The organism is Mesorhizobium sp. YC-39 (assembly GCF_025753795.1).
Classification (GTDB): domain Bacteria; phylum Pseudomonadota; class Alphaproteobacteria; order Rhizobiales; family Rhizobiaceae; genus Mesorhizobium.
This window is the reverse complement of the sequence record NZ_JAOWPS010000003.1, coordinates 576049-591502: the sequence shown is the minus strand read 5'-3', so window position 1 is coordinate 591502 and position 15454 is coordinate 576049. Positions and strand designations below refer to the sequence as shown.

Below are 15454 nucleotides of genomic sequence, written 5' to 3'. Positions count from 1 at the left end.
TTAATTGCAGTGGGGGAATCTTGTCGATGAAAGTGCGTCTGCTAGCTGGTGTCTCCGCAATGGCCTTGACGCTTGGCTGGAACTCAGCCAATGCCGCAGACGCGGCGGTCGAAGTTCCGGCGGCTCAGAATCTCTGGTACATCACGCTATTTGGCGGCGCCAGCTTCCCCAGTGACGTGAAAACGCATTCCGACTACTACAACCAAGACTTTTCGATGGACTTCAACACCGGCTTCGTGGTCGGCGGCGCCGTCGGCAGGCGGATCAATGATATCTTCCGCGTCGAAGGCGAACTGTCTTATGCACGCTACAAGGCGAATACATATGACGAGGGTATCTTTCACGGATACCCGGCTGACGGCGATTTGTCCGCTACCTATCTGCTCGCCAACGTCTGGGCCGACGTTGCTCAGTTTGGAGATGCCAAGCTCTACGTCGGCGGCGGCATCGGCGCCGCCTATGTGACCGCCGACACAACTTGGGGTGGTCACGACTACGGATACGGATCTGGTGGGTGGGGTTTCGCTGGCCAGGCGGGAGCCGGCGTCACCTATGCGCTGGCGCAGAATATCGACCTCGATTTCGGCTACAGGTTCAAGGCCGTCTCCAGCGTCGACTTCGATTCCTCCCGCGATAGCGATGCTGAATTCTCGAACGGCAAGTTGAATTCCCACAATCTGCAACTTGGCGTCACATTCAAATTCTGATTGCTTCGAATTCCTGCTGCATTTTGACTGCCGTCGCAGGCAATTGGGGGTGAAGGATGCCGCACCTACCGCGCCGGCAACCCGTCGGCGTGCCGACAATGGTCCGGGATTTACTGCCTAGCGCCGGCGAGCCGGTGCCGCAGACCTTGCAGCGCGGCATCGACCTGCAGCGCCGCAAGCGTTTTCGCGAAGCCGAGTTCTGCTATCAGACCGTGCTTCGCCGGCAACCCAAAAATGCCATGGCGCTCAATCTGATGGGCACGCTGGCAATCGAGGCCCAACAAATTGAGACGGCCATCGACTTTATGAAGAGCGCGGTCAAGCTCGAACCGGGCAACGCCATTTTCCGCAACAATCTCGGCAACGCCTACAACCTGACCGGCAACATCGAGCTGGCGCGCAAGCACCTTAGAAAGGCGATCGAACTCGACGGGCGGCTTGTCGAGGCCTTGTGCAATCTCGGCAAATCCTACCGGAGCCAACTCGAGGGTGACATTGCCGAGGGTTTCTACCGCCGTGCGCTGGCGGTCGACAGCCGATCGCTAACGGCGCTTGTCGGTATGGGCGATCTGCTCACCGATATGGGCCGGCAAGCCGAGGCGGTCGAATGCTTTGACCGCGCCATCGCCATCGACAAGGGAAGTGTCGAGGCGCTGTCCGGGCTGGCGCTCGCGCGCCGGGCCGTCGAGGGCGATCCAGCCCTGGCCTTGGTGCAGGCCCGCCTCGAATTGCCGATGACCACCGATCGCGAGCGTGTCATCCTGCATCACGCCGCCGGAAAAATCCTCAACGACCAGCGCGAGTACCGCCTTGCCATCCATCACTTCGCCAGGGCGAAGGCAATTTCCGGCAATGATTTCGACATTGCCCTGCACACGCGACTCTATGACAGTTTCATCGAAACGTTCGACGCCGGTTTTTTCGAAGCGCGGGTAAAATTCGGCAATCCGTCCGAACGTCCGGTCTTCATCGTCGGTATGCCACGTTCAGGAACGACGTTGACCGAGCAAATATGCGCCAGCCATCACGATATCTATGGCGCTGGTGAGCTCCCGATCATCCGTTCATTGGCCGGCGAACTTGGATTCGACCAGCTTGATCCGGCGATTTTCGCCAAGGCCATGGCGGCGCTCACGCCGACGAAGGCGAGGGAACTCGGCTCGAAATATCTCGATCATCTCGACAAGCGCAACGGCAAGGCGGCGCGTGTCGTCGACAAGATGCCGCATAATTTCGAGCTGCTGGCTTTTATCAGCCTCATTTTGCCAAATGCCCGCACCGTCCACTGCCGGCGTGACCCGATGGACAATTGCACGTCCTGTTTCATGCACAATTTCTCCGATGCCCACGGCTACAATGCCGATCTGAGCAAGCTTGGGCAGTATTACCGGCAATATGATCGTTTGATGCGCCATTGGGCCAAGGTCGTTCCGCTGGCCATCCACGACATGCCTTACGAAGAAACCGTGGCCGATTTCGAAACCCGCGCTCGTGGATTGATCGGATTTCTCGGCGTGGAATGGGACGATGCTTGTCTGCGTTTCCACGAAACCGAGCGCACGGTGCGCACGCCGAGCCGTTGGCAGGTGCGCCAGCCGATCTATTCGTCCTCGGTCGAGCGCTGGAAACTGTATGGCGATGCCCTCGACCCATTGAGGGCTGCGCTGGGTCCACTTGTCCAACCCTGAGCGGAACGAGCGTTCGGTCCGAACAACGCCAAGCTCACCCCATCCGACCGCGCGCTGCCACCGGCAGCGTTTCCAGCACCTTGTCGCCGTCGACCAGATGCACCTGGTCGAACAGATTGGTGACGACGCAGCAATGGTCTGGCACGACGCGCACGCGCTCGCCGATGCGAAGTTTTGCCTCGCCCGAAAGCGTGACATTGCCATGCTCTTCGCTGAGGCCGGTCACTCTGGCGCCGGGAATACCCAGCAATTCGCCGAAATCGGCAAGCCCCAGCGTGTCACTGGAGAGCGCCTTGCTGCCGGCATCGAGGATGGCGCGCGCCGGTGTCGGGTGGCTGACCACGGTCGACAGCACGGTCAGCGCGCAATCGTCGAGACTGCCGACGCCTTTGGCGACCTGATAGCGGTCGAGATAGATGTACGTGCCGGGCCGGTATTCCGTGACCACGCTGTCCTCGCCGGAACGCCACATATCCGGTGTGCCGCCGCTGGAGATGCGCTGGCATTCAAGGCCGGAAGTGGCGAGCGCATCGCGTGCGCCGGCAAGCCAGGCTTCGGCCTCCGCGGCGCGGCCGGCGGCCGGATAGGTCATCAGCCCGCCAAAGACAAGCCCCTTGGCCTTGGCGATCTCTTTGGCCAGCGCCACCGCCTCGCCGGGCGACTGCACGCCGCAGCGGCCCATGCCGGTGTCGCATTCCACCAGCACCTGTAACCGGTGCCCGGGATCGGTGAAGGTGGCGGCAAGCCCGTCGAGCGTCTCCCCACTGTCCACCGTGACCGAGAGGGTTACGCGGTCATGCAGCGCCTTGAGACGCTCCAGCTTGGCGCGGCCAACAATATTGTAGGGCAGAAAAATGTCGGCCAGCCCGGCATCGGCCATGACCTCGGCTTCGCCGATCTTCTGGCAAGTGATGCCGGCCGCGCCCGCCGCGACCTGCTTCTTGGCCCAATAGGGCAGCTTGTGGGTCTTGATATGCGGCCTGAGCTTCAGCCCATGGCTGTCTGCATGAGCCTGGGCGCGGACGATGTTGGCTTCGGCGCGGGCGGCGTCGATCAGGATTGCCGGCGTATCGAGGTCGTCTATGCTGCGCATGGATTGTCACCTTGGGAATTTGCCTGGACTTATGGCCTTGATCGGCCCGAATGTCATGAGGCCAGCATGGGGTTTGCGTCGACACCGGATCAGTGTTCGGCTATGCGCAGTAGGCGCCGCCTGAAGAAGGGATCACGACCATGAAACGCTCCACCGTCAACGACATCATCCGCGATGCCGACACCTTCATCCGCTCGTTCGGCTACATCATGCCGCCCTTCGCCTATTGGTCGCCGGAAGAGATGAAGGCGCGCCGGCAGGATTCGTCGGCCATCTTCTCCTCCCGGCTCGGCTGGGATATCACCGATTACGGCCAGGGCAAGTTTGGCGAGCTCGGCCTCTTCCTGTTCACCGTTCGCAACGGTCGCTACGAGGACATGAAGAGGGGCATGGGCATGCTCTATGCCGAGAAGATCATGATCTCGCGCAAGGATCAGCTGTCGCCAATGCACCGCCACAACATCAAGGCCGAAGACATCATCAACCGTGGTGGCGGCAAACTGGTGCTGGAGCTGTTCATGCACGATCGCGATGGCGGCATCGATCCGAAGGCCGAGGTCTCGGTGCCCGTCGACGGAACCATCCACAGGCTGCCGGCGGGCGGGCTCCTGAAGCTCGACCCCGGCCAGAGCGTCACGTTGCTGCCAGGCGTCTGGCATGCCTTCTGGGCCGAGGGCAAGGATGTGCTGATCGGCGAGGTGTCGACCGTCAATGACGATCTCACCGACAATGTCTTCCGCGAACCGATCGGCCGCTTCGCGGACATCGACGAGGATGTCGCGCCGCTGCACCTGCTCGTGTCCGACTATGAGAAGTGGGTGGGGTAGACAGGGGGACGCAGAAGGGCGTTGCCATCGGCTTCAGCCTGCGGCAGGCGCCTTCTCCCAATCAGTCGTCGAACCTTCCAGGGCGGAACGCCGCAAGCATCGGATTGGGCGTGCCGGTGACGATCTCTTCGGCCAACAGCTCTCCCGCGACCAGGCCGAGCGTCGCACCGCTATGGCTGAAGATGACGTGATAACCCGGAATGCCGGTCAATTGGCCGATCACCGGCTCGCCGTCTGCCGGAATTGGCTTTGGCCCGGTGTGATAGCTCTCCAGGACGAGCATCGGATTTCCATCCAGCACGTTTGAGGCTTCATCGAGCAGTCCTGCAATTGTCAATGGCGTTGCGTCGTAGGCGCCGTCGTCGCGCACAATGACTTCGTCTTCGGACCATGCCGAGTCGAGCGCGAAGGCACCGTTCGGCGTCGGCCGGATGGCGACGCGTGGCGTGTTCAGCACCGCGCGAAGCGGGTGTTGGAGCGGTTTGGTGACAACCAGCAGCGCACGAGTCGTGCCGTCGCCTATCCGCTTGCCCACTTCCGCCGCCATGCGCGGAACCGCCGGGCCTGTAGCAACCACAACGGCATCGGCGGCAATGGCATGGCCGGAGGTGGTCTTGACGCCGCTGACGCGGCCGTTGGCAAGGGTGATTTCCGCGCGACCGGAATCGGCAATGATACGGCCGCCACGCGCAAGAAATTCCTTCAGCAGGAGGCCGATGAGCGAGGGCAGATCGACCCAGCCTTCGCCAGCATTGAAGATCGCGCCCTGGGGTGAAACGGCTCTTGCGTCGACGCCCGGAGTGACGGCAGCGATATCGCTAGGCGCCAGCAGCCGTGTCTCATAGCCGATCGCCTGTTCATGACGGAACATCTCGGGGATCTGGTTGGAGGCATCGTCTGCATCCCAGGTGAGCCCGCCATCGAAGCGCAGCCAGGTGTCGCTGGCATGCCCGGCCGCAAGCGTCCGGTAGCGGTCGAGGCCCAGCATGCGGAGCTTGTGATACACGGCCGAGCGCTTGCGTGCGGAGTTGAGCCAGGCAAGCGAGCGCGATGACGCGCCATTGGCGACCGGTCCGTCGTTGATGATCGTCGTCTCAACGCCGAGGCGGGCGAGATGGACGGCCGAGGAGACGCCGAAGATACCACCGCCGATGACGACGATCTTGAGGGCAGAATTATGGGTCATGAATGCAGCTTTCGATGATCAGACGATTGGTTTCGGTTGCGTCCGCCATTGCATGGGGTTGAGCGACTTGGTTCGGTCGGCTCGCTCGCGGCGGCATCGTTCATAGAACCTCGGCGAGGAATTGCTTGAGCCGTGGGCTCTTCGGTCTGTCGAATATGTCCGCGGGCGGGCCGACCTCGACGATACGGCCCTCATCCATGAAGGCGACCTGATCGGCGACCTTGCGGGCAAATCCCATCTCATGGGTGACGACGATCATCGTCATGCCGCGCCGACCGAGATCGGCCATGAGGTTGAGCACGCCCTTGACGAGTTCGGGATCGAGCGCGCTCGTCACCTCGTCGAAGAGGATGATCTCTGGGTCCATCGCCAGTGCGCGGGCGATCGCCACGCGCTGCTGCTGGCCACCGGAAAGGCGGCTGGGCCGGTAGTCCTTTCGCGCGGCAAGCCCCACTTCGGCAAGGCGCGCTTCCGCCTGGCGCCTGGCCTGGCTTGTCGCCACGCCCTTGATCTCGGTAAGGGCGAGCATGACGTTCTCCAGCGCCGTATGGTTCGGGAACAGGTTGAAATGCTGAAAGACCATGCCGACGCGCCGGCGCAGTCTCTCCGGTCTCATCGCAAGGATGCTCTCGCCGTCGAGCAGCACGTCGCCGGCCTTCGGCTCGACCAGCCGGTTGAGGCAGCGCAGCAGCGTCGATTTTCCGGAGCCCGATGGCCCGATGATGCAGGTGACCGTTCCCGGCTCGACCTTGAGCCGGATCTGCTTGAGGACCTGCAATTCGCCATAGGCCATGTCGAGATCGCGGACGTCCAGGCTGCCGGCCTTGAAAGCCGGCGGCGCAGCACTTCCGTCGGGCGACGCCGAGGCTTCGCCGCCCTCCAGTTCGCCGACCTCAACGAGGCCGCTGACAACGCCATCAGGTTTCTGTTTGCCGAGCCGCAAGCCATTGTCGATGTAATTGACCACATGGGTCAGTGGCACGGTGATGATCAGGTAGAATATGCCGGCCAGCAGCAAAGGCGACAGGTTCCCGGTGACAACCGCCTGATCTTGTCCGATCCGGAAAATCTCGCGTTCAGAGGCAAGCAGGCCGAGAAAGTAGACGAGACTGGAATCCTTGACGTTGCCGATGAACTGGTTGACCAGGGCAGGAAGCACGCGGCGCACGCCCTGCGGGATCACGATCAGCCGCATGCCCTGGCCGTAGCTCATGCTGAGCGCGCGGCACGCTTCCATCTGGCCGGTTTCGACACTCTGGATGCCCGAGCGAAAGATCTCGCCGATATAGGCGCTGGCGATGAGGCTGAGCGCGAGGATGCCAAGAGGATAGGGGGAGGGGCCAAAGATGTCCCGGCCGACGCGCGCGAATCCCTGGCCGATCAGCAGGATGGTAAGAATGGCAGGCAGTCCGCGGAAAATGTCGGTGTAGACCCGCGCCGGAATGCGCAGCCAGGCGGAGCGCGATATGCCCATCACCGCAAGGACCATGCCGAGGAGGACGCCGATCACGGTCGAAGCCGCGGCCAGGATAAGCGTATTTTTCAGCCCGACGGCAAGCATCGTTGGCAAGACCGATGCCATCGCCTCCCAGTCGAAAAAGCTGCGTTGAAGGTTCTCAAGCCAATTCATTTGCCAACCTGTTCGGCGACCACGGCGGCTTCGCCGGTCGCGCGATCTCGACATGCATGAAAACAAAGACCAAACGCGCGTCGCGCCTTGGGGCCGCCGGCACCAACGCCGGCGGCCTCATGCAGGTCAGTTCTTCTTGGGAAGATACTGCTCCGGCATCGGCGATCCAGGGAACCATTTCTGGTAGAGATCCCTCCAGGTGCCGTCTTCCATGGCCTCGTGAATGCCCTTGTTGAGCGCTTCACGGAATTTATCGTTGCCCTTGCGAATGACAAAGCCGGCCGGCGCATCGAAGGAGGGGATGTTTATCGCTATCTTCAAGGCCGGATAGCGCTCGCCATATTGTTTCGCCGCCTCGTAGTCGAGGAAGTGCGCGTCGACGGTGCCGTTGTTGAGCGCTGCGATCGCGGAGTTGTTGTCCGGGAATTTTACCAGGTCCGTATTCTTGAAGCTTTTCACGGCATAGATCTCCTGCAGCGTGCCCTGGACGACCCCGAGGCGCTTGCCGGCCAGCCCTTCGGCACTGGTGATCTTGGCGTCGGCCGTCAGCACCGACAGATATCCGGCCAGATAGCCATCGGAGAAATCGACGTTTTTCTTCCGCTCCGCCGTCGTGCCGATAGCGGCTACCGCGACATCGAAGCGTTCATTGGCAACCGAGGGCATGAGGGCCGAGAACTCCTGGCCGGTGAAGGTCACCTGATCCGCCTTGAAGCCCATCCGGCTCACGACGTTGAGGAAGAATTCGATGTCGAAGCCGGTGAATTTCCCGTCCGTCGTCGCGAAGGCATACGGCTTGGCGTCGCCCATCGTGCCGACGCTGATGGTCTTGGCATCGATCAGATTATAGGGGTTGTCGCCGGCGGCCCATGCCTTGGGCAAGGACAGGGCAGCCAGTGCGAGGGCGAAGATGATAGAGCCGATGCGCTGCCGCGGGCTCGATGTGAGAAGGCCACTGATGCTCATTGTTGTCTCCACTCTGAAGATCGGTCCGCCGCTGAAGCTTCCACAACGGACACGCGCCAATTTTCGCTACGGCTTTCGACAGCGGCGCCTTGGGGCGCTCTTTTGGTTGTGAGACCGGTCTCAAATTCGATTGAGACCGGTCTCTTGACATTTGTAACCACCAGATGGACCATCCGTCAACGAATTCAGAAGCGATTTTCCACGATGAAACGTCCGCCCAAGGCTCCTTCCATCACCGTCAGCGACGTCGCCCGTCGGGCGAAGGTCTCGAAAGCGACGGCAGCGCGTGTCCTGGGTGGCTATGGTAGGGTGAGCAAGACGGTGCGCACCGCCGTGCTCGAGGCTGCGAAGGTGCTCGACTATCGCCCGAACGAACTGGCGCGCAGCATGACGACCGGACGCTCCGGCAGCATCGGCGTGGTCGTCGGCGACATCGAAAATCCGTTCTTCTCGCTGGCGGTGCGCGGCATCAGCGACGCCGCGCGTCTGTCAGGCATCAACGTCATCCTGGCCAATTCGGGCGAGCAGGTCGAAGCGGAAAAGAGTGCGATACGTGTCCTCATGGCAAAGCAGGTTGATGGCCTGATCGTCACACCGGCCCAATCGGGAGAGATCGCGCATCTTGTGGAGGTTGCCCGGTCCGCCTGTCCCTTGGCGCTTCTTGACCGGGCCCAGCCGGACCTCGATGTCGATACGGTCACGGTCGATGACCGTGACGCCGCCCTGCGCGCAACCCGCATCCTGACACGAGCGGGGCACACCAGGATCGGCTATCTGACCGCCGCGGAATTGTCGGGAGATTTTTGCGGCAGCGACTCGAAGATCAACACGTCCAGTGTGCGTGAGCGCATTCTGGGTTTTCTCGACGCCTGCCGGGAAGCCGGCATAGAGGGAGCCGAGCGCAACATCCATTTTGGAGCCGGGCGCTCCGAAAGATCGCTGGCGGCGACGCATACGCTGCTCGAGCGCTCCGACCGGCCGACAGCGATCCTCGCATCAGACAGCGTCGTGGCGCTCGAAGTGTTCAAGGCCATCCGGGAATGCGGCCTGCGTATTCCGCAGGACATCTCGCTCATCACCTTCCACGACGCCGACTGGACGAGCGTGACAACACCACCCATCACCGTCGTCGACCAACCGGTCTATGCGCTCGGCAAATGCGTCGCCGAGCTTCTGATACGCCGCCTGAAGGGGGATGATAGACCGCCCGAAAGGGTCGTCATGCCGACAAGGATCATCGAGCGGATGTCGGTCGGGCAATCGCCGGATATCCCCAGACAGGCCATTTCCTGATACGCGCTCACCGGTCGTGCTTGTCCACCTTGCGGTTGCCGAGCAGCAGCTTGCGCTCGAGATGCGCCCTGAGCTCGCCGTAATAGGCGCTCAGGAAGGCCTTGGAATCGATCGGCTCGATCTTCACGCCGATCTTGCGTCCGATCGTCTCCGCCACTGCTTTCTGCGCGAAATAATCGTCGCGGCGCAACACCTCTTCCAGCTTGTGCAGTTCGGCGATGCCATAGGCGTCGAGTTGAGCTGGGCTGAACTGAAAGGCCTTGGCCACCGGATCCTGCCTTGCCGACAAATCCTCCATCAGTGCGCGCTTCGGCGCCTCGACGACCCAGGTTCCCGCCAGCAGGTCGCCGATCCGCATGCGGTCGCGATTGAAAAGCGGAAACAGGGAAAAGAGAAGCGCCCATACCAGCCCGAAGATCGTCGTCAGCGTATCGGCGACGCCGGTGCCGCCGCGCGCCGCGATGATCGACAGCGGCAGGAACACCTCGATCTCGCGCATCAGATTGCGGGCGATGACCTGATCGACCGACAGGCCGGCTCCATTGCGCGACGCCACCCTGATGCCGACGATCCGCTTGCCGGGCGTCGAGGCGCGCCGGCCGGCTTCGAAGGCGATGAAATAGACGTTGCGCAGAAAAAAGATCAGGATGATCCAGACGACGAAGAGCGGTTGCAATTCGCCGGAGCCAAGCCCCCTCAGCCCGAACAGCGCGACGATCGTGACCACGATGGCAGCCGTGGCGATGAACACTACATCGAGCAGGAAGGCGGCAGCCCGCGTGCCGGCATCGGCCAGCTTTATCCGCAGATCGACGCCTTCAGGCGTGATCAGCGAGCGGACGGTCGCCAGCGCGGGGCGGCTAGCGGTCGCCATTCTTCACCGCCAGGAACAGGTAGAAATAGCCGGTCCACAGCGCCAGCATGCCGCCACCGATGGCATAGCGCGTGACATCGCTGGTGATCGTCTGCCTGCCGATGCCCTCGAGCAGTCCGGCAAACAGCAGCATGACCGAAACGCCCACCATCGCGGTCGCCGCCACGCGCCCGGCATTGGCCGCCGCCGCCATACGGGTCAACTCCCCGGGAAAGGCGATGCGCGTGCCGATGCGCATGCCGGCGGCACCCGCCAGCGCGATGGCGAACAATTCGGTGGTGCCGTGAATGGCCAGCCAGCCGCCGAGTTCCATGCCAAGCCCCTTTGCCCAATAGACTTGGAACATCGCGCCCAGCATACAGCCGTTGAACAGCATCAGCAGCACCGTCGGCACCGCAAAGGCGAAGCCAAGCGCAAAGGCCAGGATCGCGACCTGGACATTGTGCGTGAAAAGATAAGCGGCAAAACCCGACAGGAAACCATTGTCGCCATCATAGAGCATCCCGCGCAGCAACTCGGCCGAAGCATCGGGGCCGCGGCCTCCCGCCAGGCCTGAGGGAATGATCGCGTCGAACCAATCCTTGTCGGACGCCACCAGCCAGGCGCCAGCGCCGATGCCGATCAGCATCAGCGCCACCGACACCAGCGTTTCGCGCCACAGATCACGGATCGCCCCGGGCCAATCGTGCAGGAAGAAATCGGCGATGCGCTGTCCAAGCCCGCGGCGTGCCCCGTAGAGATAGAAATAACCCCGCAGCGACAGGGATTCGAGATAGGCCACCAGCGCGCTGTCGAGAGAGGTCGCTCGCGCCACCGAGAGGGAAGACAGCGCCGACCGGTAGAGCAGCGGCAGCGACAGCAGCTCCTCTTCCGACAAGGTTCGCGGCGCGCGCTTCTCGACCCGGGCGAGAAGCGCCTCCAACGCCTTCCAGTCGGCCTCGCGCTCCCGACGGAAGCTGGCGAGCGACTGGCGTACGGCATTACCGCGTACAGCATTGCCGGGCACTGGCGCGTTCACAACAGATCCTCCCGCTTGAACTGCAGGTAGCGCTCGACCAGCGCAGGCCCGAGCTCTTGATGGTCGGCCTCGATCACATGCGCGCCAAGCAGCCGCAGCCGGCCGATGACAACCTGCCTTTCGCGCAGAAGTCCGCCAGCGACGACGGCGCGCGCTACATCCTCGCCGGACTTTGGCGGCATGTCGGCCAGGGTCTCCAACTCGACATCCCTGGTCAGCATGAACAGCACCAGATGCCGCTCGGTGAGCCGGCCGACGGTGCGCAGCATCAACTCCGCGCTGATCGGATCGACGAAATCGGTGAAGATGATCACCAGCGAGCGTCGGTCAAGCCGCCCCGCGAGCGTGGTCAGCGCCAGGGTGAAGTTGGTCTCCTCGTTTGAATAGTCGATCTCCGCCGCCAGCTTCTGGATCATCGCGAAACTGGCGGAGCCGCGCACCGCGCCGCTGGCGATGCGTGGCCGCGCATCGAAGCCGCACAGGCTGACCATGTCGCCGCCCTTCAGCGCGATGAACGCTGACAGCAAGGCGGCCGTCACGGCCCGGTCCACCTTTGGTACGCCGTCGACCGGCTCGCACATCAGGCGTCCGCTGTCGATGGCCAGCACGATGTTGTTGTTTTCCTCGATGCGGAACTCGCGCGCCAGAAGCTTGCCGTGGCGGGCGCTGCGCTTCCAGTCGATCATCCGTCGGCCCATGCCGGGCTGATAGTCCTTGAGCGCCTCGAACTCCCGGCCCTGGCCGGCCCGGCGTTGTGCGTGGCCGTCGGGCAAGGCTTCACGCTGCAGCAGCGTAATGGCCTGGTCGCGCGCGTCGCTGACATCGGGCAGCACTGCAACCTTGCTTTCCATCGGCAGGATTACCTGGTTCCAGACCAGTCCGAACGGCCCGCGCCAGCGCAGCCACAGACGGTCGAAGCTGGCCACGCCGCGCCGCAGCGCCCGGAACCGAAGGTCGAGCGACCCGCCATCGCCGGTCGGGGCCAGGGCGCCGCCGGTGCCGTTCAGCGGCGCCAGGCGTTCATCGTGGCCGACGCGCGCTTGCAGGGCGCGCGGCCGGCCTGAGAAGCGTGCGGCGACGTGGACGGTGAACTCGCCGCCGATGCCGACTTGCGGTGGCGCGTCGAGGCTGGCGGCCAACGATGCCCGCCCGCGTCCCGCCGCCGCGTCCACCGCCAGGAAAGCGAGCAGCACACAGATCCACAGCAATCCGAGATACCAGAGCGACGGCAGCGCCAGCGCGACCAGGAAGGCCGGCACCGCGCCTGCTGCCGCCGCCCACACCGCTCGGCCGCTTGGATAGATCAACGTGGCGCTTCCGTCTGGTCGACAAGGTCGGAGACGATCTGCTCGACCAGGCGGCCGTCGATCTGGGCGGCCGGCGACAGGATGACGCGATGGCGCAGCGCCGGTACCGCCAGCGCCTTGACGTCGTCGGGGATCACATAGGCGCGCCCGTCCAGTGCTGCGCGCGCCCGAGCTGCCCTGGCTAGCATGGCGCCCGCGCGTGGGCTGGCGCCGACTTCCAGGTCCGGGCTTTCGCGCGTGGCACGCACCAGCGCCACGATGTAGCCGACGACGTCGTCGACAAGCGTGACGGAGCCGACAGTATCGAGTGCCTTCTCCAGCGTCTTGCGGTCCGTCTGCGCCTTGATGCCATACTGCGCGATGTCATGCGAAGCGGAACCGCCGCCGTGATGGACGACGATGGCCCGTTCCTCTTGCGCGTCGGGATAGCTGACCCGGTGCTTGAACAGGAAGCGGTCGAGCTGTGCCTCGGGCAGGGGATAGACGCCCTGGTGTTCGATCGGGTTCTGGGTCGCCACCACCATGAAGTTGCGGCCAAGCGCATGCGTGGTGCCGTCGAATGTGACCGCATGCTCCTGCATGGCCTCCAGAAGCGCCGCCTGGGTCTTGGGCGGCGTCCGGTTGATCTCGTCGGCGAGCAGCAGGTCGCAGAAGATCGGGCCGCGCGTCAGCGTGAACTGCCCGGTCTGGAAATTGTAGATGTTGGATCCGACGATATCGCCGGGCATCAGGTCCGGGGTGAACTGGATGCGTCCATAGGCGACGCCCAGCGCCTGGGCGAAGCAGCGCGCCGTCATCGTCTTGGCGGTGCCCGGCGGTCCCTCCAGCAAGATATGTCCGCCGGCGAACAGGGCGGTCAGCATCAGGTCGACCGTGTCGTGCTGCCCGGTGATCGCCTTGGCCACTTCTTCCCTGATCGCTGTCGCCAGGGTCTTCACATCATCGACGTTCACTAAGCCTCCTTGCCGTCCAGTCGTGCAGCCGCTCCGCTGCCTCGTTCATTTGCGTCAGGTTTTTCGCCTCACCGGCGGCTTGCGCCCGCGCGGTGAATCCCTTGGCTTCATCCTTGTCGCGGGAATCAAGCCAATGGTCGAGCGCTTCTCCTTGCAGCCCGTGCGGTGCTCCCAGCAGCGCGCCGGCGCGCACCCGTGCCAGGGCCGCATAGCGGTCTCCCAGTTCCTCGAGTCGCCCGGCGCGCCGTAACAGCATTGCCGTCGTATCCACCAGGGCGCGCTTGCCGAAGGCAATGGCGCGCAATTCGGTACGCGGTGGGCCGAAACGGCCAAGGCCATGCAGGAACGCCAGCGCCGCCGCGATCAGGATCGTCAATGTCGGCGCCAGGAACGGCGGCTCGACCAAAAGCTTGGCGAGATCGTATTTGCGGCCAGCGCCATGCAGCGTCAGGTCGAACATGACAGGGCCTTCTTCGGGCTGCAGGAAGGCGATCAGATTCAGCGCTGCGGCCGCCTTGTCGGGATCCTTGAGCCCGGCATTGTTGATCAGGTCGGGGTCGGTCAGTATGTAGAACGGCTTGTCTTCCACCTCGGTCAGCACGGCCTTGCCGTTGCCGGCGGCAATGAGCGGGGTTTGGTCGGCCACCCATTGCACCTGATCGGGAACGTTGACCATCTGGCCCGCGACATCGAACTGCTTTACCGTGCTCTCGCCATTGCCGAGCTTCGCGTTGGCGATCCGGCCGAGCCAGCTGTTGACCACCGAATCGGGCAGCCGCTCGGTTTTCATCTCCCATCCCTCATGTTGCCGTAAGGGCATGGTCTGCCATTTGGGCAGCACGAACAGCGTGGCCAGTTCCTCACGAAGCTCGAGGATACGGCCGAGCGCTTCCGGGTCGCTGTCGGGCGAAATGGTGACGATCAGCAAATCAGCCTGGGTCAGGTCGCTTTCGTTACGCGCCATGGACGGTGAATCGCCGGTCAGGCGCAGCCATTTCACCAGCCCTGCATAACCAGTGCCACCGCTGGACAGCGGCGTCGCCCCGCCATCGCTGGGTTGCCGGAAGTCGGGAGCATAGGTGGACAGCAGGAAGAAACCCGCCGCCGCGAGCAGGCTGGCGAAAATCCCCCAGAACAGCGTTCTTCGATTGAACGGTTCCTGCGCCTCGATCGCCGGTGCGCTCATGTCCAGGCATCCCGGAAGGCGAAACGCTCATAGGCGCCGCGCGCCTGTTGCCAGCCGTCGGCGCCGACCGGCCTGCGTGCGAACAGCGCGGCCTCGACGATGCGCGCGATATCGCCGAATGCGTGGCGCGCTCTTGCCGGCAGGGAAGGGGCATTGGCGATGTCGCGCGCCGTCAGCGACGGGCGCAGGAAATCGGGCAGCCGGCCGGCGATGTCGGCGACGCTGCGGCGAAGCAGGAGATGGACTGCTTCATCATAGTCGCCTCGCGCCGCCAGCGCGTCGGCTTCCGACAGCAGGATCTGCGCGGCGCCGGCATCGGGGCGCCACGCCTCCTCCGCTTCGATCTCCTGCCCGGTCCGCCGCCACGGCAGGCGCCAGGCGACCCCTTTCAGCTCAAGGACAATCAGCAGCAGGATGATCGCGGCGCCTGTTATCACCGCCCCCCAGAACAGATAGATCATGTAGGGACCGAGGCTCGACAACATGTCCAGCAACGGCTTCAGCCAATCGGGTGGCTTAGGCGGCACATAGGCCGGCAGATCGAACTGGATCGAATCGTCCGCAAGCAACTGCTTGTGCAGTTCCACCAGCCCCCCGATGTCCGGCTCTGCCGCTGCCACTTCACCGCTCCCCCACGCAACCTGCGGTTCCACGCGGACACTGGCAATGCTGCAAGACAATTGCAAGCGCGTCCAACCACAAGTATCAATCCTGGCGAATTATACT

General features: G+C 63.4%; 14 protein-coding genes. 4 read left to right on the top strand and 10 right to left on the bottom strand.

Translation table 11 applies throughout. The features are described from left to right. The first annotated feature begins 26 nt into the window (after nucleotides 1–26). Nucleotides 27–707 (top strand): outer membrane protein, encoded by a 681-nt coding sequence (locus OHD62_RS19725; protein WP_263785086.1) that lies wholly within the window; start codon nucleotides 27–29, stop codon nucleotides 705–707. A gap of 98 nt (nucleotides 708–805) precedes the next feature. Further along, nucleotides 806–2395: a tetratricopeptide repeat-containing sulfotransferase family protein gene (locus OHD62_RS19720; protein WP_263785084.1), complete on the top strand. Its 1590-nt coding sequence runs from the start codon at nucleotides 806–808 to the stop codon at nucleotides 2393–2395. Between the two features lie 34 nt (nucleotides 2396–2429). Here the strand turns inward: OHD62_RS19720 and OHD62_RS19715 are convergent, their stop codons facing one another. Further along, nucleotides 2430–3488: a D-TA family PLP-dependent enzyme gene (locus OHD62_RS19715; RefSeq protein WP_263785082.1), complete on the bottom strand. Its 1059-nt coding sequence runs from the start codon at nucleotides 3486–3488 to the stop codon at nucleotides 2430–2432. Nucleotides 3489–3628: 140 nt separating this feature from the next. On the opposite strand from OHD62_RS19715, the gene OHD62_RS19710 reads away from it, so the two are divergent. Further along, nucleotides 3629–4315, top strand: a complete 687-nt coding sequence (locus OHD62_RS19710; protein WP_263785080.1) for a D-lyxose/D-mannose family sugar isomerase — start codon at nucleotides 3629–3631, stop codon at nucleotides 4313–4315. A 61-nt stretch (nucleotides 4316–4376) separates the two neighbouring features. Here OHD62_RS19710 and OHD62_RS19705 read toward each other — a convergent pair whose 3' ends face one another. The 3 genes from OHD62_RS19705 to OHD62_RS19690 form a co-directional block, all read right to left on the bottom strand. Then, entirely contained in the window at nucleotides 4377–5501 is a 1125-nt protein-coding gene (locus OHD62_RS19705) for an NAD(P)/FAD-dependent oxidoreductase (RefSeq protein WP_263785076.1), read from the bottom strand. Between the two features lie 100 nt (nucleotides 5502–5601). Further along, nucleotides 5602–7131, bottom strand: a complete 1530-nt coding sequence (locus OHD62_RS35615; RefSeq protein WP_318528641.1) for an amino acid ABC transporter permease/ATP-binding protein — start codon at nucleotides 7129–7131, stop codon at nucleotides 5602–5604. 126 nt (nucleotides 7132–7257) lie between these two features. Next, nucleotides 7258–8097 carry an ABC transporter substrate-binding protein gene (locus tag OHD62_RS19690; protein WP_263785075.1) on the bottom strand — a complete coding sequence of 280 codons (840 nt, stop codon included), beginning with the start codon at nucleotides 8095–8097 and terminating at the stop codon, nucleotides 7258–7260. A gap of 204 nt (nucleotides 8098–8301) precedes the next feature. On the opposite strand from OHD62_RS19690, the gene OHD62_RS19685 reads away from it, so the two are divergent. Beyond that, the gene (locus tag OHD62_RS19685; protein ID WP_263785073.1) at nucleotides 8302–9390 is read left to right on the top strand and encodes a LacI family DNA-binding transcriptional regulator; all 1089 of its coding nucleotides are present in this window, start codon (nucleotides 8302–8304) and stop codon (nucleotides 9388–9390) included. 7 nt (nucleotides 9391–9397) lie between these two features. Here the strand turns inward: OHD62_RS19685 and OHD62_RS19680 are convergent, their stop codons facing one another. Genes OHD62_RS19680 through OHD62_RS19655 form a run of 6 tightly spaced genes read right to left on the bottom strand, consistent with a single transcriptional unit; the run spans nucleotide 9398 to nucleotide 15348 of the window. Continuing rightward, a complete protein-coding gene (locus OHD62_RS19680) occupies nucleotides 9398–10264 on the bottom strand; it encodes an RDD family protein (RefSeq protein WP_263785071.1) in 867 nt (288 codons plus the stop codon). Next, nucleotides 10251–11282, bottom strand: coding sequence for a stage II sporulation protein M (locus OHD62_RS19675; RefSeq protein WP_263785069.1), 1032 nt, complete (start codon nucleotides 11280–11282; stop codon nucleotides 10251–10253). The genes OHD62_RS19680 and OHD62_RS19675 overlap by 14 nt, the downstream gene beginning before the upstream one ends. Then, on the bottom strand, nucleotides 11279–12589 hold the full coding sequence (locus OHD62_RS19670; protein WP_263785067.1) for a DUF58 domain-containing protein: 1311 nt from the start codon (nucleotides 12587–12589) through the stop codon (nucleotides 11279–11281). The genes OHD62_RS19675 and OHD62_RS19670 overlap by 4 nt, the downstream gene beginning before the upstream one ends. After that, the gene (locus tag OHD62_RS19665) at nucleotides 12586–13542 is read right to left on the bottom strand and encodes an AAA family ATPase (protein WP_263785064.1); all 957 of its coding nucleotides are present in this window, start codon (nucleotides 13540–13542) and stop codon (nucleotides 12586–12588) included. Before OHD62_RS19665 ends, OHD62_RS19670 begins: the two co-directional genes overlap by 4 nt. Beyond that, a complete protein-coding gene (locus OHD62_RS19660) occupies nucleotides 13529–14728 on the bottom strand; it encodes a DUF4350 domain-containing protein (RefSeq protein ID WP_263785063.1) in 1200 nt (399 codons plus the stop codon). Before OHD62_RS19660 ends, OHD62_RS19665 begins: the two co-directional genes overlap by 14 nt. After that, complete coding sequence (locus tag OHD62_RS19655) at nucleotides 14725–15348, bottom strand: DUF4129 domain-containing protein (protein WP_263785060.1); 624 nt, start codon at nucleotides 15346–15348, stop codon at nucleotides 14725–14727. Before OHD62_RS19655 ends, OHD62_RS19660 begins: the two co-directional genes overlap by 4 nt. Nucleotides 15349–15454: the final 106 nt, after the last annotated feature.

Excerpts from the sequence above, each read along its gene's own strand:
- OHD62_RS19725 (WP_263785086.1), top strand. The coding sequence starts at position 27 with ATGAAAGTGCGTCTGCTAGCTGGTGTCTCCGCAATGGCCTTGACGCTT.
- OHD62_RS19720 (WP_263785084.1), top strand. The coding sequence starts at position 806 with ATGGTCCGGGATTTACTGCCTAGCGCCGGCGAGCCGGTGCCGCAGACC.
- OHD62_RS19715 (WP_263785082.1), bottom strand. The coding sequence starts at position 3,488 with ATGCGCAGCATAGACGACCTCGATACGCCGGCAATCCTGATCGACGCC.
- OHD62_RS19710 (WP_263785080.1), top strand. The coding sequence starts at position 3,629 with ATGAAACGCTCCACCGTCAACGACATCATCCGCGATGCCGACACCTTC.
- OHD62_RS19705 (WP_263785076.1), bottom strand. The coding sequence starts at position 5,501 with ATGACCCATAATTCTGCCCTCAAGATCGTCGTCATCGGCGGTGGTATC.
- OHD62_RS35615 (WP_318528641.1), bottom strand. The coding sequence starts at position 7,131 with ATGAATTGGCTTGAGAACCTTCAACGCAGCTTTTTCGACTGGGAGGCG.
- OHD62_RS19690 (WP_263785075.1), bottom strand. The coding sequence starts at position 8,097 with ATGAGCATCAGTGGCCTTCTCACATCGAGCCCGCGGCAGCGCATCGGC.
- OHD62_RS19685 (WP_263785073.1), top strand. The coding sequence starts at position 8,302 with ATGAAACGTCCGCCCAAGGCTCCTTCCATCACCGTCAGCGACGTCGCC.
- OHD62_RS19680 (WP_263785071.1), bottom strand. The coding sequence starts at position 10,264 with ATGGCGACCGCTAGCCGCCCCGCGCTGGCGACCGTCCGCTCGCTGATC.
- OHD62_RS19660 (WP_263785063.1), bottom strand. The coding sequence starts at position 14,728 with ATGAGCGCACCGGCGATCGAGGCGCAGGAACCGTTCAATCGAAGAACG.